The following is a 20,408-nucleotide window of genomic DNA, read 5'->3' on the forward strand; positions in this document are numbered from 1 at the left end:
ATGGTCACCAACCCGTCGCTGGACTACTACCTGATCCTGGCCGGTCATCCGGCCGGCGAGGTCGAGGGGATCGTCGTCGAGGAGTTCACCCGCCACCCCGACCACACGACCGCAGGCCTGGACAGCGCGGGCTGGACGCCCGCGGGTGCCGGCTGGTGGAGTTCCGCTTCGTTCAGCCGCCGCATGCGCTCCGACCCGGAGCTGCTGGCGAGGGTGCTCCCCACCTGCCGCAGCGGCGCGGAGAACGCCTGTCGCACACTCGGTGGCGGTCAACTTCCGGCCGAAGCGGTGCTGCGTACGTACTTCCACGACCACCAGCCGTTCCCGACCGTTCCGCCGCTGCGATTCGGCCCCGCGCAGCCACCCGCCGGATTCCACGAGCGTCGCCTCTACCGTGTCCTCTTCGCCAAGGACCTCCGGGAGGAGCAGGTGGCGAGCTTGCGCACGGCCTGGCATTCGGCGGTCGACAGGTCGCCGGGGTCGGTTGCCGCCGGTCACCTGGAGCAGGGCGATGACCAGTTCACCTGGGACCTACGTCGAGTCGGGCACGGGCTCGCCTGGTGCCTGGACGTGACCGTCCTGGTGGGCAATGCCGACTCCGCGGCGGTGGCGGCCACCCTCTGCGACCTGACGAACCTTCTGCGTCAGCACGGCTTGATCCCGGTGACGACCGAGCGTTTCTCCTGATCCGTTCGGGTCTGTTCGGGACGCGCCAGTGGCCGATCGCCGCGGGAGGGAACCCATCGGGACTACTACTGGTCCCCGCTGCCCGGCGTCTCCTCGTTGTTCCTGGCCAGCCCGCCGAGAAGCACATCGATCATGTGCCGCGCGCGGTAGTCGGGGAAGGTCTCGACGCCGATACACAGGTTGCCGATGGCGAGCATGAGGTCGGACGCCCGGGTGTCCGAATGCGTCTGGCCGGCGGCGGCTGATGCCTTGAGCAGCTGATCGAGCACGGGCAACAAGCGCTCGACGAACTCCGCGTGCAGACTTTCGAAGCCGGCCTGGTCCGAGCGCAACGCTTCAGCCAGACCGTGTTTGGTCACGAGGAAATCGACGAAGCGAAGCACCCAGCGCCGGAGAGCTTCGTACGGTGTCACACCAGGTTCGGCGACCGCCGTGTCGCCGGCGAGCGCGTCGAGTTGATGCCGAAACACCGCGACGACGAGGTCCGCCCGGGTCGGAAAGTGCCGGTAGACGGTGCCCATGCCGACACCCGCCTCGGCGGCGATGTCGCGCACGGGAGCGTCCACGCCGGAGCGCACGAAGACAACGCTGGCGGCCTCAAGAAGCGTGCGCTGGTTGCGCTGAGCGTCCGAACGCGGTCGCCGGCCGACGCGCGGAGGTGGTTCGGGAGTCGGTGGCATGGCTCACATCCCAACACTTGTTGAACGGAGCGCTGCTCCGTACCGCTAAGCGGAGCGACGCTCCGGAATACATGTTGCCAGACCGCCGGATGCCGCCACCACGCCGATCGACCAGTAAGGCACTCATCTCATGAGTGAGACGACATCCACCAACGCCGCCGCACCATCGATCGCGCCGACCATCGCGGTCCGGCCGATCTCGCTGGCGGTCCACTGACTTAGCGGCCAACTGAATCCGGCGTACAGGTCGACTCGTCCGTCGCCCTTCACTGCTGTACAAGATCGAAAAAGGCCGTTTCCGACTCGCGGAAACGGCCTTGAACTGGGTGGAGCTGAGGGGATTTGAACCCCTGACCCCCTCGATGCGAACGAGGTGCGCTACCAGTCTGCGCCACAGCCCCTCCGCCGGCGAACCGGCTTCGGTCCCACCCGGCTTACACCGGGCGGGCCGGCAGCAAGGCTAACAGGTCGCCGGCCCCCACCGCGAATCCGCCCCCGGCGCAGCGCTCGTACCCACCCGAAGATCCACTCGGTCTCCTGGAAACCGGGGCATCCAGGACGCCGCGACAACCCGACTTCCAGGAAACCGAGTCGATCAAGCGCCACCGCGCGGGCTCACGCGCCGCGGCCGGCCTCGTAGGGGCGTCCGCGCAGGCCACCCGTTCGGCGGTAGGAGACCGACGCGCCGTTGACAGCCGCTGGCAGGTCGCCCGGCCGGTCCAGGCCCATGGCGGCGCGGCGTACCCCCTCGCGCTGGGCTGCCAGCCGACGCTGCGCCTCCCGACGGGCCGCGGCGCGGCGGGCCTGCTCGCGGCGCACCTCGGCCTGCCGGGCTGCCAGCCAGGCCGCCTCGCGGGCCCGGGCCCGGCGCCGGCGGCGGCCGGCCAGGGCCCGACCGCGCAGGTGGACGACGTACACGGCCAGGAGCATGAAGGTGACCGAGAAGCCGATCCAGAAGCCGGGGCTGACGAACAGCACGCCGATCAACTCGACGACGTTGAGCAGCAGCAGGGCGGCGAGGACGCGGCGGCGCCGGTACACGGCGGGGGTGTGCTGCCGGCGGGGCGACGGGCGGCGGCGGGACCGCTTCGATGCGGGCGGCACGGCTCGCAGCCGGCCGAAGCGGCGGCCTGCCGGAGGCGCGGAGACCGGCGCGGTCAACGCTCCGGTAGCGGCATCCTCACTGAGGGTGACAACAAGTGAGCGCGGCGGGTGCACGGGCCGGCGCCCCGGCACAGTGCGGCGCCGTCGGCGGCGCTGGAGCACCCGCGCCGTCGACTGCGCCCGCTCCGCCACCAGCCGCTCTGTGGCGTCGTACCGGCGGACCAGCGCCGGGGCCAGGGCGAGCAGGCCGGCGGCGGCGAGGACGGCGAGGAGCACCGAGGTCGGCACCCTCACCCCTCCCGTCACCGAATTCGGAGCAACCACCACCCGACCGCAGGATCTTCTACCGATCGCGCCCGGCCGAGTGGATCGTCCGGATGGGCAGTGCTTGCCGAAGCTTGCAGTTACTTGAGGTTACGGCGCACCGACCGGGATGCCGCCGCGCCGCGCCGATCCCGTCCGTGGGACGACGGAGAGGCCGTCGGGAAATCCCGCCGCGGCGACGGCGGGCCCAGCTCGATCGCCCCGGGATTTCCCGACGGCCTCTTAGCGCGCGCCGGCGCGAACCCGGTGCCATCGGGCCAGCAGACCACCCTCGGCAGCGATCTCCTCACTGGTCATCGCGTATCCGATGTGGTCCCGCCACGCGCCGTCGATGTGCATGTAGCGCACGTGGTACGACTCCTCGCGGAAGCCCAGCTTCTCCACCACCCGCCGGGACGGCCGATTCTCGGGGCGGATGTTCACCTCCACCCGGTGCAGCCCGCCGGGGCCGAACGCGTGGTCCACGGCCAGCGCGAGCGCGGTCGGCATCACGCCCTGGCCGGCCACCCGGGCGTCCACCCAGTAGCCGACGTACCCGGAACACAGGGCCCGCCGCACGATGCTGCCCACGTTGAGGTGCCCGACCAGCCGGTCCCGGTCGGCCTCGCGCAGGCAGACCGCGAACGGCATGCCCTCGCCCTCGCGGGCCGAACGCCGCTGGTCACGGTGCACCCAGCGGAACGCGGCTGGCGAGTTCAGCTCGTCCCAGTCGCCGGGCAGCGACGACTCCCAGGGTGACAACCAGGCCCGGTTGCCTCGCCGTACCTCCGACCACGCCCCCGCGTCGGAGCGCCGGTAGGGCCGCAGCAGCACCGGGCCGTCGACCAGCACCGCCGGCCAGCCGGGCGCCCGCTCGGGGCCGAAGAGACTCACCCGCACAGTCTCCCGTGCGGGACCGTGTAGCGCGCAAGTCGACCCACCGCCCTCCGCGCAGAGGGCCTCATGTTCGTGGGGCCGGGAGGCGGACCACCGATCGCCCGGACGCACCGCCACACCTGCGGGCGGGAGACCGGGACACCGTCACCGGCGACGGTCGAGCAGCAGGACGTCCACCGTGGAGCCGGCAGCGGCGGTGGTGACCCGCTCGCCGAGCACCAGCAGCCCGTTCGCCTCGGCCAGCCCGGAGAGGGTGAACGGCCCACCGCTGAGCGGCTGCACCGTGTACCCGCCGCCGCGCCGCTCGGCGACGTGGGCGGGCCGGAACTCGCGCAGCCCGCCGGGTGACGACACGGTCTCCAGCAGGTGCGCCCGCACGCTGGGCCGGAACACCGGCTCGGCGCCGGCGAGCAGTTGGATGGCGGGACGGGCCAGCACCTCGAAGCCGATCAGCGCGGCGCCGGGGTCGCCGGGCAGGCAGACCACCGGCACCTCCTCGGCGCCGACGGTGCCGAAACCGAGCGCGGTGCCGGGATAGAGCGCCACGTCGGTGAAGGTGACCGGCCCCGCCCGGCCGCCCTCCCGGCGGGACAGGATCCGGCGCACCATGTCCCCCGGCCCGGTGCCGGTCCCCCCGGTGGTGATGATCAGGTCGGCGCGCAGGGTCTGGTCCTCCAGCAGCCCGCGCAGCCCCTCCGGGTCGTCGTCGCAGATGCCCACCCGGTACGCCAGCGCCCCCACCTCGGCCGCGGCGGCCGTCAGCGCGTGCGAGTTCGCGTCCACCACCTGCCCGGGCTGGCTGCCCCGGCCCACGTCGACCAGCTCGTCGCCGGTGGCCACGATCACCACGCGTGGGCTGGGCCGGACCACCACGTGCCCGATGCCGGTGGCGGCGAAGACCGCGACCAGGGCCGGGGAGACGTACGTGCCGGCCCGGGCGAGCAGGGTGCCGGCGGGCAGCTCCTCACCGGCGCGGCGTACCCCGTACCCCCGCTTGGGGGTGCGGAAGATCTCCACCGCGGCCATGCCCTGGTCGGTCCACTCCACCGGGACCACCACGTCGGCGGCGACCGGCAGCGGCGCCCCGGCGGCCACCGAGAAGCACGAGCCCGGGGTGAGCCGGACGGGCCGCCAGCTCGCCGCGCCGAGGTCGCCGACCACGTTCAGCCGGATGGTCCGGCCGCCGGGCGTGCCGGAGGGGGCCGGGACGTAGCTGGGGCCCCGGCCCCCTCCGGAAATGTCCTCCCAGCGGGCCGCGTACCCGTCCACGGCCGCCTGGTCGAAGGCCGGAAAGGCGTGCGGCGCGACGACGTCCTCGGCGAGGACGTTGCCGTACGCCTGGGTGAGGTCGAGGTCGAGTGGCGGCAGCGCTCGTAACCTGCGCAGCACGCTGCCCAGGTAGTCGGCGAGCGGCGTCAACTCGTTCGCGGCCGCCTCGGCGTCGGCCGTCGCGGTCATGTACCAGATCCGCCTGCCGCGTCGGCCTTGACGAAGTCGGCCAGCCAGGAGCGGAACTCGGCGCCCATGTCGTCGCGCTCGGCGGCGATCTGCACCACCGTCTGGAGGTAGCCCAACGGCATTCCGGTGTCGTAGCGGGTGCCCCGGTAGACGATCGCGTGCACCGGCGTGCCCTCGGTGCGCAGCAGCTCCATCGCGTCGGTCAGCTGGATCTCACCGCCGCTGCCCGGCTTGGTCCGCCGGATCGCGTCGAAGATCGTGCCGGGCAGCACGTAGCGGCCCAGCACCGCGAGGTTGCTCGGCGCGTCCTCCGGCTGCGGCTTCTCCACCATGCCGGTCACCTTGACGACCTCGCCGATGTCGGTCAGCTCCGCCTCGGCCGGCTCGACGGAGGCGATGCCGTACCGCTTGGTGTCGGCCGGGTCGACCTCGAAGAAGGCGAGCACCACGCCACCGGTGCGGGCCTGCAGCTCCAGCATGGCCGGCAGCAGCGGCTCGGACGGCTTGACGAACTCGTCGCCGAGCAGCACCGCGAAGGGCTGGTCGCCGACGTGGGCCTCGGCGTACCCGACGGCGTGGCCGAGCCCGAGCTGCTCCGGCTGCCGGACGGTGTAGATCTCGGCCAGGTCACTGGGCCGGCGCACTGCGGCCAGCCGCTCGGCGTCGCCCTTCTCCTCCAGCCTGGTTTCCAGGTCGGGGCGACGGTCGAAGTGGTCCACCATCGACGTCTTACCCCGACCGGTGATCAGCAACACGTCGCCCATGCCGGCCTGGGCGGCCTCCTCGACGATGTACTGCAACACCGGCCGGTCCACCACCGGCAGCAGCTCCTTGGGCACCGCCTTGGTGGCCGGCAGGAACCGGGTGGCCAGTCCGGCGGCCGGGATGACGGCCTTGACCGCCAGGGGACGGCCGGTTGCGGCGACCGTCGATGAGGGGTTCGCTGAGTGCTCCGACATGCCGCGAGACTATCGGCCACGGCTCTGCCGCGGCGGGTGTGGCCCAGAAGACGCGCCGCCGCCTGACCCCGACCCGCCGGCTTCCGGGCCGGGTCGGGCCGCGTCCCCGGCGCTGTCCGCCCCGCCGTCGGCCGGTTCCGGCCGGGCGTGCGTCGGCCCCGCCGGCGACGATTCGGGTACGCCCGCAGCCGGCTCCGACCGGGCGGGTCCGCCCGGCTCCCGGGTGGCCTGCACGGGCCGGCCGGCGCGCGGCAGCCCGTCCAGTGGGCTCATCGCCCCCGCCGGGACGGGGATCTCCCGCCTCGGCACGTCCGGGTACACCTCGGCGACCCGGTAGGTGTCCCGGCCGGCGGCCTTCGCAGCGTAGAGCGCGTCGTCGGCGGCCTCCAGCACTTCCCGCCCGGTGCTGCCGTGGTCCGGATAGACGGCGATGCCGACCGACACGGTCACCACGACCGGCCCCGCGTACGCCTCGACGGCGACCGGCGTCTCGCGGACCGCCGCGCCCAGCCGCTCCGCCACGATCGCCGCACCCCGGGCGTCGGTCTCCGGCAGCAGCAGCACGAACTCCTCGCCGCCCTGCCGGAACGCGAGGTCGACCTCCCGGATCTCGCCGCGCACCCGCCGGGCGAACTCGGCCAGCACGGTGTCCCCCGCCGCGTGCCCGTACGTGTCGTTGACGTCCTTGAACCGGTCCAGGTCGAGGGCGAGGACGCTGAGCATCCGGCTGAACCGGCTGGCCCGTTCCACCTCCCGCCGGATCGACTCGCGCAGGTAGCGGTAGTTCCACAGCCCGGTGAGCGGGTCGGTGAGCGAGAGCCGCTGCGCCTCCTCGTGCACCCGGACGTTGTCCACCGCCACCGCCGCGTGCCCGGCGAAGGTGCGCAGGGTGACCAGGTCGTCGTCGTCGAACTCGTCCGCGCCCAGTCGGTCGTAGAGGGCCAGCACGCCGAGCGCCGCCGCCGGCGCCCCGGCCTCCTCGCCGGCGCCGCCGACCGGCGCCGCAGGCGCGCCCGGGGTCGCCGTGGCGCCGCCGCCCGGGGTGGCGAAGGGGACCGCGACGTATGTGTGGCAGCGCGGCTCACCCGCCGGGGCGTCGGTCGGCCCCGCCCGCCCACGTTGGGGCTCCCCGGTGGCGGCAACAGCGCCGACGACGCCGACGCCCACCGGCACCCGTAACGTCTCCGTTTCGTCCCCCTCCGGCCAGCGCCCGTCCAGCCCCTCGGTGCACTGGGCGACCAGCACCCCATCGGCCTCCACCAGCAGCACCGCGCCGGCCCGGGCCCCGGTGGCCGCGATGGCGCTGTGCAGGATCACCCGCAGGATGCGTTGCAGGTCGTGCGTGCTGGCCAGGGTGTCCCCGAGGACGGCGAGGTGGCCGCGTAGCTGGTCCCGGCTGCTGGTCAGCGCCGTCACGTACGACCCCGTCTCCCGGGTCATCCGGTTGAACGCGGCGGCCAGCCGGCCCAGTTCGTCCCGGGTGCGCACCGGCACCCGGGCGGTCAGGTCGCCGTGCGCCACCCGGTCCACCGCGCCGGCCAGCTCCACCAGCGGCCGGGTGGTCACCCGGGCCAACCGCCAGGCGCTCAGCACGGCGAGCAGCCCGGCCAGCACGACCACGCCGACCAGCGTGACGTGCAGCGCGGGTGGCCGTTCGCTCGGCACGGAGAGCACCAGCGGCAGTGGCTGCCCGGCGGAGGGCCCGATGCGCCGCACGTACCGGCCCTCGGAGGTCTCGGTGACCCGCTCGCCGTCGGTGGCGCTGGCGGCGGCCAGCACCGCGTCGCGTACCTCACGGGATTCGGTGGTGTGGGTGACCCGCCCGGCGCTGACACCGCCGTCGAGCAGGGTGACGGCCACGCCGGTCACCGCGGCCAGCCGCGCCACGAAGGCCGGGTCGACCAGTTGCGCGGCGGCTACCGTGCCCAGCAGGGTCCCGGCCCGGTCACGCAGGTCGACCCGGGCGGCCAGGGCGCGGACCGGGCCGGACGGCGCGACCGTGCCGGAGCAATCCCGCCAGGGGGTCGACGGCGCGCCGGCCGAGGCGTACGTGACCTGGCCGGTCACGTCGGTGATCAACACCCCGGCGGCAAGCCCCCGGCCAACCAGTTGGTCAGCGGCGCCGGCCGGATCGCCGGTGAGGGCCACGGCGTCGGCGGTGGCGCGTAGCTGCTGACAGAGCGCGTCGACCGAGGTACGCACGGTGGACGCCGCCACGGCGAGGCGCTCGGTGGAGCGGCTGCGGTCGACGGTGGCGACGGTGGAGGCGACGAAGAACGCACCGAGCAGGACCGGCCCGAGCACCACCACGAGGAAGGCTGCCGTCAACCGCCCCCGTAGCGTCACTCGGTCCCCCCGGACGTTCCGCTTTTGTTGCTTGCGATGCTGACACAGAGCAACCGTGGGAGAGGCGTTGCGTCAGGAGTGTTGCGTGCCGGAATTTTCTGATGAAGCGGAAGTGACCCGGGTGGCGAAGCGGGACACGCGGGCCGAGCTGCTCGCCCGCCGTCGGGCGCTGAGCGGTCCGGCCCGGGCCGCCGCCGCCGGGCGCGTCCAGGCCGAGCTGGTCGCGCTGGTACGCCGGCTGCGCCCGGGCCGGATGACGGCGTACGTGCCGGTCGGCTCTGAGCCGGGCGGGGCCGACCTGCCGGAGGTGCTGCGGGCGGCGCTGCCGGCCGACGCCGAGCTGCTGCTGCCGGTGCTCCGCGCCGACCTCGACCTGGACTGGGCGGCGTACACCGGGCCGGATGCCATGATCGCGGCCGGGCGGGGTATCCGGGAGCCGGTCGGCCCCCGGCTCGGGGTGGCCGCGGTGACCGACGCGGGTCTGGTGGTCGTTCCGGCGCTGGCGGTCGACCGGCGCGGCCGGCGGCTGGGCCGCGGCGGTGGCTCGTACGACCGGGCGCTGGCCCGGGTGCCCACCGCGACGCTGACCGTGGTGCCGCTGCACGACGGCGAGCTGGTCGAGGCGCTTCCGGTGGAGCCGCACGACCGTCCGGTCCGCGCGATCGTCACCCCTGCCGACGGGGTGCGTACGCTTGACGACGGCCCGGGTGCGGCGCATGGTGTCGCGCCCCACACGTCCGCTGGACGAACCCGGGGCGAATGACGCACCATTGGCACTCGAATACGTCGAGTGCCAACTGGCTGAGCCCAGATCCGGAGGAGAACGTGCCCACGTACCAGTACGCCTGCACCGCGTGCGGTCACCAGCTCGAGGCGGTCCAGTCCTTCTCTGACGCGCCGCTGACCGAGTGCCCGGCGTGCGCGGGGCGGCTGCGCAAGGTCTTCAACTCGGTCGGCATCGTCTTCAAGGGCTCCGGCTTCTACCGCACCGACTCCCGGGCTTCCGGCTCCGAGACGTCGGCCGGTGGCACGGCGGGCAAGCCGGCCAAGTCCGAGTCGTCCTCGTCGTCCTCGGGCGGAGACTCCGGGTCGTCCGGTTCCTCGACCGGGTCGACGTCCTCGTCGTCCGGATCGTCCTCGTCGTCCGGCTCCTCGTCGTCCGGCGGGTCGAGCGGCGGGTCGAGCAGCGGCAAGGCCCCGGCGGCCAGTTCCGCATCCTGACCGCTGCGCCCGAGCGGCGTGGTCGTCCCGTGTCATAGCAGGTCCGGCCGGTCGGTGGGCGTTGTCCACAGGCCGGCCGGTTGTCCACAGGCATCGGCGGGCGATCAGCTGACCGGGTCCCGATCGGCCTAACCTGCCGTCCACGGGTGTCGCTGCGGCACCCCACGACGGGAGGCGGCAGATGGCGACCGGCGATCCAGATTCCGCTCGGGCGTTGCGGCCGCTGCGGCGGCTCGCCCTGCCCCGTGGGCGCACCCTGCTCCGGGCCGGTCTGGTCGCCGCGTTGCTCGGCTTGGCCGCCGCCGTCCTGCACACCCCCACCGGCTGCCCGCCGGCCACCCGCGCCACCCCATCCCCCGGCGCGGGACCGGTCGACGGGAAGGGGCCGGCCGGCACGGTCGACGGGCCGCAGCCGACCGGCGCGACCACCGCCGGGGCGCAAGTGACGGCCGGCCCGTTGGCGCTGCCCAGCGGCGCGGTCGGGGTGCCGGTCCGGTTGGCCGAGCCGGCCGCGCTGGCGGTGGTCCGCCCCGGGGCCCGGGTCGATCTGCTAGCGACGCCGCCGGGCGGATCGGGCACCGAAGCCGCCCTGCTCGCCCCCCGAGCGCTGGTGCTGGACGTGTTGGGTGCCGGCGCGACCGACGGGTCGTCGGCGCTCTATCTGGCGCTCCGCCCCGACCAGGCGCAACGCGCGGTCGGGCTACCCGAGGGAAGCCGGTTCGCGATCGTCGTCCGCGGTTGACCGCGCACACCACCGAGACTCGCTACGGGGGCGGCAGCCGCGCCGACCCGCAGGACGGGAGCCGGGTCAGCCCCAGTGCGGAGGGCGTTCGGCGAGCAGCCAGTCGTCGTTGCCGCCGGGCCGCTCGCCCCAGCCGCGGTCGGTGTCGTCGGCGGTCTGCTCGGGCAGCACCACGAAGTCTTCGCTCAGGTCGACGGTGCGGTCATCGTCGCCGCGCGCGCCCTGCGTGCCGGGGTCCTCGGTGCTCACGAGCGGCAAGACTAGCGCAGCCGACGGCAGCGGACCGGTGGCAGACGGTGGCGCGCCGGCCAGAAGCGACCGAGCCGCCGGCCGCGTTGGTAGCGTCGGACGGCGTGACGACCCCCAGCGGTGGCAGCACCCCGGACGACTACTGGCGGCGGCCCGGGACCGGCGGCGAGGAAGCACCCGACCAAGCCGCCGCCGCGCCCGCGCCCGGGTACGTCGGCCCACCGCCGAGCGTGCCGCCGCCGGCGGGCTGGCGTCCACCCGTACATCTGGAGCCGACGCCGCCCCGGCGGCTGCCGCCGCAGGACATGGCCGGCCTCGACGTGGCCGAGCAGCGCGCGCAGCGGGTCACCTACGGTTTCGGCGCGGCGGTCGGCGTGGTGCTGGTGGTCCTGGTCTGCCTGCTCTGCTCGCGGGTTCTCTTCTGACCCCGTCGTGACCGACGGTCAGAGGGTGGTGCCCCAGACGGCCTGGGCGCCGGAGTGGCCGGTCAGGTAGACGTAGACCAGGGCGGCGATGGAGAGCGCGACGACGGCCACCGCCAACACCGGGGTCACCAGTGCCGGCAGCCGCGGCACCCGGGGGTGCCCGCTGGTCGCCACCAACAGCAGGATGGCCACGATCCCGAGCGGCACCACGATCCGGAACAGGATGTCGCCGTACCGGGAGTGCTCGAAGATCTGATCGAGGATCGGGCCCTGGAAACCCCGGGCGACCAGCGCGTCGGTGAACGCCTCACCCGACTGGATGGCCACGAAGGCGGTCAGCGGAGCGGCCACGGCCAGGATGGCCACCGCCCAGTCCAGCCGGTGCCGCCAGCGCGGCAGTCCCACGTACGCGACGGCCAGCACAGCCAGCAGCGGCACGAACAGGACCACCGCATGGACCACCAGGACGTGTACCGGTAGACCCTGGATCTCCTCGAACATCGACACCCTCCAGGTGGATCACGGTCACGGGGTGGCCAGCCTACGGTTCGCCGGCCGCCCCCAGGCTCTCGACCGGAGACACGCGCTGCCTCTCGATCGGGTTCACCGCGCCCCGATCCGGCCACCGCCGACTGTGTCCGCGGCCACCCCGACCGGACGTCGGTTGTCGGCGCCGGTCGCACGTGCTGTCATTGGCGCATGTCCGGTGCCGAGGAACTGCTGCGATCGAGGGGCCTGCGCGTCACCCGACCGCGCCTCGCGGTGCTCGACGTGCTGGCCGGCGGCGGCCACCTGGAGGTCGACGAGATCACCCGGCAGGTCCGCGAACGCCTCGACTCGGTCTCCACCCAGGCGGTCTACGACGTGCTGGGGGCGCTGTCCCGGGCCGGGCTGTCCCGACGGATCGAGCCGGCCGGCAGTCCCGCCCGTTACGAGGCGCGCGCCGGCGACAACCACCACCACGTGGTCTGCCGGGGCTGCGGCGAGATCGCCGACATCGACTGCGCGGTGGGCAGCGCCCCCTGCCTCGAGCCGAGCGTCTCGCACGGCTTCGAGGTGGACGAGGCGGAAGTGACCTTCTGGGGTCTCTGCCCGGGCTGCCAGGCCCGCCGCTCCGCCGACAGCTGACCGGGCTCGCGTCGGGAGAGGTGGCCGGCGGGGTCGGCCTGGCCGTGGCACTCTTGGGCGGTGGACTCCGATGACCTCGGCCTCTTCGGTCCGGGTTCGGTCACGTGGAAGGTGCACGAGGAGCCGATCCTGATCGTCGCCGGCCTGCGCTCGCTCTACCTCCAGGCGTTGCACCCGCGCGCGATGGCCGGGGTCGCGCAGAACAGCGACTACCGCACCGACGCCTGGGGCCGCCTGGTCCGCACCGCCACCTACGTGGCGACCACCATCTACGGGACCACCGCCGAGGCGGAGGCGGCCGGGGCGCGACTGCGCCGGCTGCACGACAGGATGCGGGCCACCGACCCGGACACCGGCACGGAGTTCCGGATCGACGAGCCGGATCTGCTGCGCTGGGTGCACGTCGCCGAGGTCGAGTCGTTCCTCAGCACGGCCCGACGGGCCGGGCTGCGGCTCACCGACGACGAGGTCGACGGGTACTACACCGAGCAGCGCCGCTCCGCCGCCCTGGTCGGCCTCGACCCGGCCAGCGTCCCGGGCACCGCCGAGGAGGTCGCGGAGTACTACCGCGCGGTGCGACCCGAGCTGCGGATGACCCGGGAGGCCGCGGAGACCGCGCTCCTGCTCACCGCCCCGCCGCTGCCGTGGAAACTCAACCTGCCGGCCCGGCTGGGGCTCAGCCTCGGGCCAGCACGCTGGGCGTACCTGGGGATCGCCGGCACCGCGCTCGCGCTGCTGCCGGCGTGGGCCCGCCGGATGTACGGCGGGCTCGGGCTGCCCACCACCGCCCTGTCGGCGGACCTGACCGTGCGCGCCCTGCGGCTGGCACTCGCCACGGTCCCCCGTCGCTACCGGGAGGGGCCGATCCGGCAGGCCGCCAGGCAGCGGGCCGAACGGCTCACCGCCACCCCGCTGGCCGGCTGACCCGGCGCCGCCAGAGGTTTCAGCCGTCGGTGGGTCGGTCCACGGCCGCCCACGGCTCCTTGCCCGGCGTCTGCGCGCCGGTCGGGCAGTGCCGCCGGTAGTCGCACCAGCCGCAGCGCGGGCCGGGCGCCACGGGGAACGCCGCATCCGCGTCGCCGCCGTCGGCGACCGCCCGCTCGGCGGCCATGATGTCGCGGGCCGTCTCCTCGGCCCGGGTCAACTGCCGGGCCAGTGACTCGACGGTGTGGTCGTGACCCGCCACCGTGCCGGTCGGCAGGTGGTGCAGCTCGACCCGGCGGCACGGGCGGCGGAACACCCGCTCGGCAGCGTACGCGTAGAGCGCCAGCGCCTGCGAGCCCCGGGCGTCGTCGGTGTCCAGCCCGGTGCGACCGGTCTTGTAGTCGACGATGACCAGCTCCTGGCCCTCCGGCCCGGGGCGGGAGTCGATCCGGTCGGCGCGGCCGTTGAAGGCCAGCACGGCGGTCTTGACCGCCACCACCCGCTCGACGCCGAGCGGGTCGGCGTCCGGCTCCAGCGTCTCGACGTACGCCTCCAGCCAGCCCAACGCCCGCCGGTAGGCGGCCCGCTCCTGCTCGTCGTCGCGGTAGCCCTCGCGGACCCAGGTGCCCTTGAGCAGGGTGGCCAGCGCCTCTGGGCGACGCCGGTCAGCGGGCAGCGCATACCAGTTCTTCAGCGCGGTGTGGACGCTGGCGCCGAGCGAGTTGTGCGCCCACGGCGGGCCCTTGGGCGGGGCCGGCCGGTCGACGTAGGAGTAGCGGTAGCGGCGCGGGCAGTCCGAGTACGCACCGAGCTTGCTCGGGGTGCAGACGAAGAGCCGCTCCGGCATGCCCTCGAAGCCGAGCTGCTCGGCGCTGCCGGCACGTTGCTGCGGGGCCCGGCCGCCGGCGGCCGGTCGTCCGGCTGAAGAGGATCGTCGCACGCCTGCGATCCTGCCACCCACCCCCGACAGCACGGGGGTGCCGGGTCAGGTCATGTTCACGTACTGCGTGACGAAGGCGGCCACCGCGTCCGCGATGAGCTGCACGGCGATCGCGGCCAGCAGCAGGCCGGCGATCCGGGTCAGCACCTCGATCCCGCCGGGGCGCAGGATCTTCACGATGCCGCCCGAGAAGCGCAGCACGATCCAGACCGCGACCATCACGGCGAGGATCGCCGCGGCGATGGCGGTGAAGTCGCCCAGCCCGTCGGCCTGCTGGACGAAGAGCATGGTGGCGACGATGGCGCCGGGGCCGGCCAGCAGCGGGGTGCCCAGGGGCACCAGCGCGATGTTCGAGGTGACCTGCTGGCTGGGGTCGTCGGCCTTGCCGGTGAGCAGTTCCAGGGCGACCAGCACCAGCAGCAGGCCGCCGGCCGCCTGCAGGGCGGGCAGGTCCACGTGCAGGTAATCGAGCAGGGTCTGCCCCGCCACCGCGAATATCACGATCACGCCGAGCGCCAGCGCCACCGCCTGCCAGGCCGCCCGGTTCCGGTCCCGGGCGGGCAGCGGGCCGGTCAGCGCGAGGAAGATCGGCATCATGCCCGGCGGGTCGGTGATCACCAGCAGGGTCACGAAAACCTCGCCGAACAGCTTCAGATCCACGTGATCAACCTAGCCGCGCCGTTGTGGACCGAAACCCGGATCAGCCCGAAGCGACCTCGGTCACCCCCGCGGCGACGATCCGCTCGTACGCCTCGACACCGGTGTTGAACGCCCCGAGCTGGACGGTCTTGTGGGTGCCGTGGAAGTCCGAGGAGCCGGTGACCAGCAGACCGAGCTCGGCGGCGAGTGCCCGTACGTGCGCCTGCTCGGCCGGGCTGTGGTCCTCGTGGTCGGCCTCCAGCCCGGCCAGCCCCGCGGCGGCCAGCTCGGCGATCAGCTCGTCGGGCACCACCCGGCCGCGTCGGGTGGCGCGCGGATGGGCGAAGACCGGCACCCCGCCGGCCGCCCGGACCAGCCGGATCGCCCGGAACACGTCGATGTCCTCCTTGGGCAGCCGGTACCGCTCGCCCAGCCAGTCCGGACCGAACGCCTCCCGGGTGCTCCCGACCAGGCCGGCCCGGATGAGCGCCTGCGCGATGTGCGGCCGGCCCACCGTGCCTCCTCCCGCGCCGGCCATAATGTCCGGCCAGCTCACGTCGACGCCATCGGCGCGCAGCAGCCCGACGATGCGTTCGCCCCGCTCCTCGCGGGCGGCGCGCACCCGGGCCAGCTCGGCGACCAGCTCCGGGTGGTCCGGGTCGAACAGATACGCCAGCAGGTGCAGCGGCACCGGCGACTCCGTGCCGGACCAGCGGCAGGACAGCTCCGCGCCCCGGATCAGGCGCAGCCCGGGCGGCAGCGCCCGCACGGCCGGCGCCCAGCCGGCGGTGGTGTCGTGGTCGGTGATAGCCAGCACGTCCAGCCCCGCGTGGGAGGCCGCGCGGACCAGCTCGCCCGGGCTCAGCGTGCCGTCGCTGGCCGTCGAGTGGGCGTGCAGGTCGATTCGCGGGGCGGAGCCGGTACGCGAGGTCATCACCCGACGCTACCCAGCGCCACCGACCCGGTTCTGTCGAGGCCTGCCCGCTCGCGACCGATGCAGGTGGTCAGGAGCCCGTCACCACGACCGGCCGGTTCCCCGGCTGCACGTCGGGCGCCGGGACCGCCTGGGCCTGGTTTCCGGCCCGCACCCGGCCGACGTCGACCCGGACCAACTGGCCGGCGCCGTCGACGTAGGTGGCGTCCGAGTCGGTCGTCCAGGCGATCGCGCCGGTCGCAGGCGGCCCAGCCGGCACGGCGGTCAGGTCCGGTCCGAACCGCTGCAGGTCGACCAGCAGTGCGCGGGCGGCCTTGCCGACCCGCCCGTTCACCAGCAGCCACCGCCCGTCGGCGGAGATCCCGCCGACTCCGTCCTCGCTCAGCTGCGGACCGCAGCCGGTGCTGACCCGCTTCAGGTCACGCTTCGGGTCGAGTACGGCCAGGCAGCTCCCGCCCGTGTCGCCGGCGGCGACCTGGCCGACCAGCCGTCCGTCGGGCAGCGCGCCGTAGACGCTCAGCGTGGTCCGGTCGACCCCCACGGTCAGCTGCCCGGCGCCGGGCCGCCACAGGGCGTGGCCCGCGCGGTCCGGGTCGAGCCGGACCAGCACGCTGTCGCCGAGGAACCGGACCGGTTCCGCGTCGGCGGGTAGGGAGGTGCGCACCGGCCCGATGAGCTGGGTGCCGACCACCCCCGCCACCAGCAGGCCGGTGCCGTCGCGCCAGGCGACCTGGCGGCCGTCGGGTGCCACGACGATCGCGCCCGCCCCGGCCAGCAGCACCTGCACCAGCCCGTCGCGCTGCGCCACCCAGAGGGAACGGCCAGCGGCGGTCGGAGCGCCAACCACCAACCAACCGCCGCCGCCGGGCAGCAGGTGGGCGGCCTCGGCCGGCCCGACGCCGGACAGCTCCAGCCGCCCCCCGTTCGCGCTGATCAGCGTCCCGTCGACGAGTAGGTCGAGGGACGTCCCGGGCGACGGCGCGGGGGCGGGTGCGGCCGAGGGAATCGGCCGGGCCGACGGGTTCGGGTCACCGATCACGACGATGGGTGTGCCCTGCCCACCGGAGTCGTCACCGAGCTGGGCCATCACGGTGCTGACCAGCACCGTGGCGACCGCCGCGAGGGCGAGGCCGCCCGTGGTACGACGGCGCCGGATCCGGTTCGCCCGGCGGATGGCCTGGCCGGCCGGATCGGGGCTCAGTGGGCGGGGTACGGCGACCTGGTGCGAGAGGGTCTCCCGCACCGCACCATCCAGCTCGTCAGGTCGCACGTGGTAGGGACGCGGCGGGCTGCCCGTCAGGTTGCCTGACCGCCCCGGGAATGCTTTCACCGCTGCTCTCCGGTGCCCGTGCCGACCGGCACGGCCGCCGGATCGACGGCCAACTCGACCGGCAGCTCGACCGGACGGGGGGCGATCGGGCGGGGCACGGCCGGACGGGACGCCGGGTTGGTCGTCGTCCGGGGCCGGCTGGGCGCGGCACCGCCGGTGGCCGTGACCTGCCCGCTCGGGGTGGTCGCGCCACCGGCACGCGCGGGGCCTGCGCCGCTCCGGAGCGTCCCGGCAACGGCGGTCCGGCCGCCGGTGGTGGCCTCGCCGGCCAACTCTGGTGCGGCCGCGCCCATCCGTCGGCGCAGCGTGGACAGCGCCCGGGAGGCCTGGCTCTTCACGGTGCCCGGGGAGATGTTCAGCATCGCGGCGGTCTGCGCCTCGGACATGTCCTCGTAGTAGCGCAGCACCAGTACCGCTCGCTGCCGGTTGGGCAGCTCCCTGAGGTGCCGCCAGAGCAGGTCGCGGTCCAGCTGCTGTTCGATCTCGTCGACACCGGCGCGCTCGGGCAGCACCTCGGTGGGGCGCTCACCGTGCCAGCGCCGCCGCCACCAGCTCGTCGATGTGTTGACCATCACCCGCCGGGCGTACGGCTCGACCGCCTCGATCCCACCGAGCCGCTTCCACGCCAGATAGGTCTTGGTCAGCGCCGTCTGGAGCAGGTCCTCGGCCGTGGCCCAGTCGCCGGCGAGCAGGTACGCGGTCCGCAGCAGGGCGGCGGAGCGAGCCGCGACGAAGTCGCGAAACTCCTCCTCCAACGGGTCCCTGCTCGCCACCACGCACCTCCGCACGCCAGCCGTCCTGGCAGAGTGCCATGTCAGAGGCGCTCCGGTCCATGACGAAAGGTGCGCACTTGCTCCGATGTTCGGACGAAAACCTTCACGCCCCGTCGTCGGCCTTGGCCTCGTCGGCTTCCTTGCCCAGCCGGGCCTCGACCGCCTGCGGCTCGTACATCTCTTCGACCACTCGCAGGTAGAGCTCGTTCGGGTTGGGCAGGTTCTTGATCTCGCGTAGGGCCTGCTCCTGGCCGGCGGACTCCAGCACGAAGGTGCCGTAGTTGAGCGCCCGACCGGAGGGCGTCTGCTCGTACTTCATGTCGGTGACCCGGACCAGCGGCATCATGGCCACCCGGCGGGTGATGATGCCGTTGACCACCATGACCCGCTTGTTGGTCAGGATGAACCGGTCATACCACCAGTCGGCGACCTTCCACGCCACCCAGCCCATCACCGCGAACCAGAGCAGCACGGCGACGGTGGTCAACGCCCCGACGTTCTGCCCGGCGAGGAAGCCGGAGAGGTAGCCGAGCACGAAGGTCGCCGCGATGCCGACCAGCAGCGGGGTGGTGAGGTGGATCCAGTGCCGCTTCCACTCACCCCGGTAGCGCTCGGTGGGGAAGAGGTAGCGGGCGACCAGCGAGCTGGGCTCGTCCTCCAGCGGCAGCACCCGCCGGGGGGTGGCGCCGGTCGCGTCGGCGCGCAACCCGGCCAGCTCGTCCTCGGAGATCTGCGGAGGCTGGTAGCCGGCCTCCGGATCACGGATCCAGGCCCGGCCCGAACGACCCTCACCGGCGTAGCCCGGCCCGTCGCCGTAGCCGACGTCGTCCGATAGGGACGGACCGTCGGACAGGCCGGGGCCGGCGCCGTAGCCCGGGCCGTCGTCGGGCCCGATCCGCGGGATCGGCTCGGTGTCGCGCTCGCGGCGCTCCCGGTCGGGGTCGTCCGGGTCGAAGGGTGGACCGGAGGGGCTGCCCATGGGCGGCTAGGCGACGAGGCTGGTGAAGAAGTCGCCGAACCCCTGGGCGATATCGACGATCCCGCCGCCGAGCGACTTGAACACATCCGCCGCAGAGTTTGGCCGGTAGGCGACGAAGAAGATCAAGAATGCGATTCCGGCCCAGGTGAGGACCTTCTTGACCATGGCGGGCCATCCTCTCGCGCGGCGCCGGGTCCCATTACCGCAGCGGCACCCAGAGTATCAGTGTGGTGTCGTACAGTGAATATCTGCGTCCGTTCTCCGTCAATCCGGGAGCCATGTCAAGCTCTCCCGGGTAGGTACGGGGACGGTGCGCCGTACACGAGCTCGGGCGGAGTCCACTCGGTCAGGTCGTGCAGCACGACATCTTCCGCGAGCAGGTGACCCGCACTCGCCGGCCAGGCTATCGCATGCAGCCACATTCCCCGAGCCTCGCCGGCGTACGCGCTTCGATCCGTCGGAGAATTCACCAGCCACAGTGGAGTGGGATGCCCGCCGACCCGGATCCGGGCCTGCCCGACGTGCTCGGGGTGGCCCGGCCCAGGGTCGGTCAACGCGTCGGCCAACTCCGGTCCGGGGTCCGGGCCGGACAGCCCGGCCAGCCGGGTGCCCAGGCCGACGCCCGGCTCCTCGGCCACGAAGAGCAGATCGGCCGGGCCGCCACCGAGCGGCGCCGGGCCCGCGCAGGCCACCGCGGTCGCCCGCACTCCGATGCGGTCGTCCCCGGCGTACGCCACGCCGGTGAGGGTCCAGCCGGGCGGCAGCGGCCACGGGCACCACAGCGGCGTGCCCGGCGGATCCGCGGTCGCCGCGGTGATCCGGTCCACCACGCTCGCCAGGATGTCCGCTCCGATGCGCTCGGGCACGTGCAGCGGTGGCACCGGGCCACAGTGCAGGCACCTCGATTCGGTGTGCATCAGATCCGGCGCCCGTACCGGGCCCCCGCATCTCGGACAACTCACCGCGACACTCACATCCCCACCGTCACCCCGGACCGCCGGCCCGTCAAGCCGGAACGCCCGATTCGGCACCCAGGGGCGTGGTCAGTCCGGCGGCGGCCCGGCGTGGGTGCGGATCCACGCGTGCATGGCGATGCCGCTGGCCACACCCGCGTTGATCGACCTCGTGGAGCCGTACTGGGCGATGGAGTAGAGCTGGTCGCAGGCGGCGCGGGCCGGTTCGGAGAGACCGGGCCCCTCCTGGCCGAACAGCAGCACACACCTCCGCGGCAGGGTGCCGGTCTCCAGTGGGCGCGATCCGGGCAGGTTGTCGATGCCGAACACCGACAACCCCTGCCCGGCGGCCCAGCCGACGAACTCCTCGATCGTCTCGTGGTGCCGGACGTGCTGGTACCGATCGGTCACCATCGCGCCGCGTCGGTTCCACCGTCGCCGTCCGACGATGTGCACCTCGGCGGCGAGGAAGGCGTTGGCGTTGCGGACCACCGTGCCGATGTTGAAGTCGTGCTGCCAGTTTTCGATGGCGACGTGGAACCCGTGCCGGTGCCGGTCCAGGTCGGCGACGATGGCCTCGTGCCGCCAGTAGCGATAGCGGTCGGTCACGTTGCGCCGGTCCCCCTCGGCCAGCAACTGCGGGTCGTAGCGCGGGTCGTCCGGCAGGTCCCCCGGCCAGGGGCCCACGCCCACCTCAAGCTGGTCGTCGGTCACGGTCATCAGAGAGTACGGACCCG

General features: G+C 73.8%; 24 protein-coding genes, 1 tRNA gene and 1 pseudogene. 7 read left to right on the forward strand and 19 right to left on the reverse strand.

Translation table 11 applies throughout. The annotated features are described in order from the left end of the window. Positions 1-687 carry a hypothetical protein gene (locus ACWD5O_RS01670; protein ID WP_387323183.1) on the forward strand — a complete coding sequence of 229 codons (687 nt, stop codon included), beginning with the start codon at positions 1-3 and terminating at the stop codon, positions 685-687. Positions 688-752: 65 nt separating this feature from the next. Here the strand turns inward: ACWD5O_RS01670 and ACWD5O_RS01675 are convergent, their stop codons facing one another. From ACWD5O_RS01675 to ACWD5O_RS01705, 7 genes are all read right to left on the reverse strand, one after another. Continuing rightward, positions 753-1,367 (reverse strand): TetR/AcrR family transcriptional regulator, encoded by a 615-nt coding sequence (locus ACWD5O_RS01675; protein ID WP_450084309.1) that lies wholly within the window; start codon positions 1,365-1,367, stop codon positions 753-755. Between the two features lie 327 nt (positions 1,368-1,694). Then, positions 1,695-1,768, reverse strand: a tRNA-Ala gene (locus tag ACWD5O_RS01680). A 214-nt stretch (positions 1,769-1,982) separates the two neighbouring features. Then, positions 1,983-2,765 carry a divisome protein SepX/GlpR gene (gene sepX, locus ACWD5O_RS01685; protein ID WP_450084310.1) on the reverse strand — a complete coding sequence of 261 codons (783 nt, stop codon included), beginning with the start codon at positions 2,763-2,765 and terminating at the stop codon, positions 1,983-1,985. Positions 2,766-3,017: 252 nt separating this feature from the next. Then, positions 3,018-3,668 (reverse strand): GNAT family N-acetyltransferase, encoded by a 651-nt coding sequence (locus ACWD5O_RS01690; protein WP_450084311.1) that lies wholly within the window; start codon positions 3,666-3,668, stop codon positions 3,018-3,020. A 147-nt stretch (positions 3,669-3,815) separates the two neighbouring features. Next, entirely contained in the window at positions 3,816-5,129 is a 1,314-nt protein-coding gene (locus ACWD5O_RS01695) for a molybdopterin molybdotransferase MoeA (RefSeq protein ID WP_074316573.1), read from the reverse strand. After that, positions 5,126-6,088, reverse strand: a complete 963-nt coding sequence (locus ACWD5O_RS01700) for a UTP--glucose-1-phosphate uridylyltransferase (RefSeq protein ID WP_354964590.1) — start codon at positions 6,086-6,088, stop codon at positions 5,126-5,128. Before ACWD5O_RS01700 ends, ACWD5O_RS01695 begins: the two co-directional genes overlap by 4 nt. 9 nt (positions 6,089-6,097) lie before the next feature. Then, on the reverse strand, positions 6,098-8,434 hold the full coding sequence (locus tag ACWD5O_RS01705) for a diguanylate cyclase (RefSeq protein ID WP_450084312.1): 2,337 nt from the start codon (positions 8,432-8,434) through the stop codon (positions 6,098-6,100). A gap of 85 nt (positions 8,435-8,519) precedes the next feature. Between ACWD5O_RS01705 and ACWD5O_RS01710 the strand changes: the two genes are divergently transcribed. Both ACWD5O_RS01710 and ACWD5O_RS01715 read left to right on the forward strand, forming a co-directional pair. After that, positions 8,520-9,197, forward strand: coding sequence for a 5-formyltetrahydrofolate cyclo-ligase (locus tag ACWD5O_RS01710; protein ID WP_354964588.1), 678 nt, complete (start codon positions 8,520-8,522; stop codon positions 9,195-9,197). Next, a pseudogene (locus ACWD5O_RS01715) lies at positions 9,194-9,400 on the forward strand (FmdB family zinc ribbon protein); the annotation flags it as partial. The gene ACWD5O_RS01710 and the pseudogene ACWD5O_RS01715, both read left to right, overlap by 4 nt. A gap of 14 nt (positions 9,401-9,414) precedes the next feature. Here ACWD5O_RS01715 and ACWD5O_RS01720 read toward each other — a convergent pair. Beyond that, positions 9,415-9,627 carry a hypothetical protein gene (locus ACWD5O_RS01720; protein WP_354964639.1) on the reverse strand — a complete coding sequence of 71 codons (213 nt, stop codon included), beginning with the start codon at positions 9,625-9,627 and terminating at the stop codon, positions 9,415-9,417. A 209-nt stretch (positions 9,628-9,836) separates the two neighbouring features. Between ACWD5O_RS01720 and ACWD5O_RS01725 the strand changes: the two genes are divergently transcribed. Next, entirely contained in the window at positions 9,837-10,397 is a 561-nt protein-coding gene (locus tag ACWD5O_RS01725; protein WP_450084313.1) for a flagellar biosynthesis protein FlgA, read from the forward strand. A gap of 66 nt (positions 10,398-10,463) precedes the next feature. Here the strand turns inward: ACWD5O_RS01725 and ACWD5O_RS01730 are convergent, their stop codons facing one another. Continuing rightward, positions 10,464-10,646, reverse strand: coding sequence for a hypothetical protein (locus tag ACWD5O_RS01730; protein ID WP_074316562.1), 183 nt, complete (start codon positions 10,644-10,646; stop codon positions 10,464-10,466). 104 nt (positions 10,647-10,750) lie between these two features. Between ACWD5O_RS01730 and ACWD5O_RS01735 the strand changes: the two genes are divergently transcribed. Beyond that, on the forward strand, positions 10,751-11,071 hold the full coding sequence (locus ACWD5O_RS01735; protein ID WP_450084314.1) for a hypothetical protein: 321 nt from the start codon (positions 10,751-10,753) through the stop codon (positions 11,069-11,071). Between the two features lie 18 nt (positions 11,072-11,089). On the opposite strand, the gene ACWD5O_RS01740 is transcribed toward ACWD5O_RS01735, so the two are convergent. After that, positions 11,090-11,572: a DUF2231 domain-containing protein gene (locus ACWD5O_RS01740; RefSeq protein WP_354964586.1), complete on the reverse strand. Its 483-nt coding sequence runs from the start codon at positions 11,570-11,572 to the stop codon at positions 11,090-11,092. Between the two features lie 198 nt (positions 11,573-11,770). On the opposite strand from ACWD5O_RS01740, the gene ACWD5O_RS01745 reads away from it, so the two are divergent. Together ACWD5O_RS01745 and ACWD5O_RS01750 are read left to right on the forward strand one after the other, a co-directional pair. Next, positions 11,771-12,199, forward strand: coding sequence for a Fur family transcriptional regulator (locus tag ACWD5O_RS01745; protein WP_089017851.1), 429 nt, complete (start codon positions 11,771-11,773; stop codon positions 12,197-12,199). Positions 12,200-12,259: 60 nt separating this feature from the next. After that, on the forward strand, positions 12,260-13,123 hold the full coding sequence (locus ACWD5O_RS01750; RefSeq protein WP_354964585.1) for an oxygenase MpaB family protein: 864 nt from the start codon (positions 12,260-12,262) through the stop codon (positions 13,121-13,123). Between the two features lie 19 nt (positions 13,124-13,142). Here ACWD5O_RS01750 and ACWD5O_RS01755 read toward each other — a convergent pair whose 3' ends face one another. The 9 genes from ACWD5O_RS01755 to ACWD5O_RS01795 all read right to left on the reverse strand — a co-directional run bounded on the left by ACWD5O_RS01755 (position 13,143) and on the right by ACWD5O_RS01795 (position 20,385). Then, positions 13,143-13,970, reverse strand: coding sequence for a RecB family exonuclease (locus ACWD5O_RS01755; RefSeq protein WP_450084364.1), 828 nt, complete (start codon positions 13,968-13,970; stop codon positions 13,143-13,145). Positions 13,971-14,108: 138 nt separating this feature from the next. Further along, positions 14,109-14,723, reverse strand: a complete 615-nt coding sequence (locus ACWD5O_RS01760) for a MarC family protein (RefSeq protein ID WP_089017854.1) — start codon at positions 14,721-14,723, stop codon at positions 14,109-14,111. Positions 14,724-14,763: 40 nt separating this feature from the next. Continuing rightward, the gene (locus tag ACWD5O_RS01765) at positions 14,764-15,636 is read right to left on the reverse strand and encodes a PHP domain-containing protein (protein WP_354964583.1); all 873 of its coding nucleotides are present in this window, start codon (positions 15,634-15,636) and stop codon (positions 14,764-14,766) included. A 70-nt stretch (positions 15,637-15,706) separates the two neighbouring features. Next, a complete protein-coding gene (locus ACWD5O_RS01770) occupies positions 15,707-16,879 on the reverse strand; it encodes a hypothetical protein (RefSeq protein ID WP_450084315.1) in 1,173 nt (390 codons plus the stop codon). Between the two features lie 83 nt (positions 16,880-16,962). Continuing rightward, positions 16,963-17,739 carry a SigE family RNA polymerase sigma factor gene (locus ACWD5O_RS01775; RefSeq protein WP_450084316.1) on the reverse strand — a complete coding sequence of 259 codons (777 nt, stop codon included), beginning with the start codon at positions 17,737-17,739 and terminating at the stop codon, positions 16,963-16,965. Between the two features lie 103 nt (positions 17,740-17,842). Then, positions 17,843-18,718, reverse strand: coding sequence for a PH domain-containing protein (locus ACWD5O_RS01780; protein ID WP_387323159.1), 876 nt, complete (start codon positions 18,716-18,718; stop codon positions 17,843-17,845). Between the two features lie 6 nt (positions 18,719-18,724). Continuing rightward, positions 18,725-18,883 carry a hypothetical protein gene (locus tag ACWD5O_RS01785; protein ID WP_165942702.1) on the reverse strand — a complete coding sequence of 53 codons (159 nt, stop codon included), beginning with the start codon at positions 18,881-18,883 and terminating at the stop codon, positions 18,725-18,727. Positions 18,884-18,999: 116 nt separating this feature from the next. After that, positions 19,000-19,749 carry a DUF6758 family protein gene (locus tag ACWD5O_RS01790; protein WP_450084317.1) on the reverse strand — a complete coding sequence of 250 codons (750 nt, stop codon included), beginning with the start codon at positions 19,747-19,749 and terminating at the stop codon, positions 19,000-19,002. Positions 19,750-19,761: 12 nt separating this feature from the next. Continuing rightward, positions 19,762-20,385, reverse strand: a complete 624-nt coding sequence (locus ACWD5O_RS01795; protein WP_450006133.1) for a TrmH family RNA methyltransferase — start codon at positions 20,383-20,385, stop codon at positions 19,762-19,764. Positions 20,386-20,408: the final 23 nt, after the last annotated feature.

The sequence above is a fragment of the Micromonospora sp. NPDC005161 genome, assembly GCF_053599855.1.

Excerpts from the sequence above, each read along its gene's own strand:
- ACWD5O_RS01725 (WP_450084313.1), top strand. The coding sequence starts at position 9,837 with ATGGCGACCGGCGATCCAGATTCCGCTCGGGCGTTGCGGCCGCTGCGG.
- ACWD5O_RS01785 (WP_165942702.1), bottom strand. The coding sequence starts at position 18,883 with ATGGTCAAGAAGGTCCTCACCTGGGCCGGAATCGCATTCTTGATCTTC.
- ACWD5O_RS01780 (WP_387323159.1), bottom strand. The coding sequence starts at position 18,718 with ATGGGCAGCCCCTCCGGTCCACCCTTCGACCCGGACGACCCCGACCGG.
- ACWD5O_RS01745 (WP_089017851.1), top strand. The coding sequence starts at position 11,771 with ATGTCCGGTGCCGAGGAACTGCTGCGATCGAGGGGCCTGCGCGTCACC.
- ACWD5O_RS01755 (WP_450084364.1), bottom strand. The coding sequence starts at position 13,970 with ATGCCGGAGCGGCTCTTCGTCTGCACCCCGAGCAAGCTCGGTGCGTAC.
- ACWD5O_RS01675 (WP_450084309.1), bottom strand. The coding sequence starts at position 1,367 with ATGCCACCGACTCCCGAACCACCTCCGCGCGTCGGCCGGCGACCGCGT.
- ACWD5O_RS01765 (WP_354964583.1), bottom strand. The coding sequence starts at position 15,636 with ATGACCTCGCGTACCGGCTCCGCCCCGCGAATCGACCTGCACGCCCAC.
- ACWD5O_RS01695 (WP_074316573.1), bottom strand. The coding sequence starts at position 5,129 with ATGACCGCGACGGCCGACGCCGAGGCGGCCGCGAACGAGTTGACGCCG.
- ACWD5O_RS01700 (WP_354964590.1), bottom strand. The coding sequence starts at position 6,088 with ATGTCGGAGCACTCAGCGAACCCCTCATCGACGGTCGCCGCAACCGGC.
- ACWD5O_RS01670 (WP_387323183.1), top strand. The coding sequence starts at position 1 with ATGGTCACCAACCCGTCGCTGGACTACTACCTGATCCTGGCCGGTCAT.
- ACWD5O_RS01740 (WP_354964586.1), bottom strand. The coding sequence starts at position 11,572 with ATGTTCGAGGAGATCCAGGGTCTACCGGTACACGTCCTGGTGGTCCAT.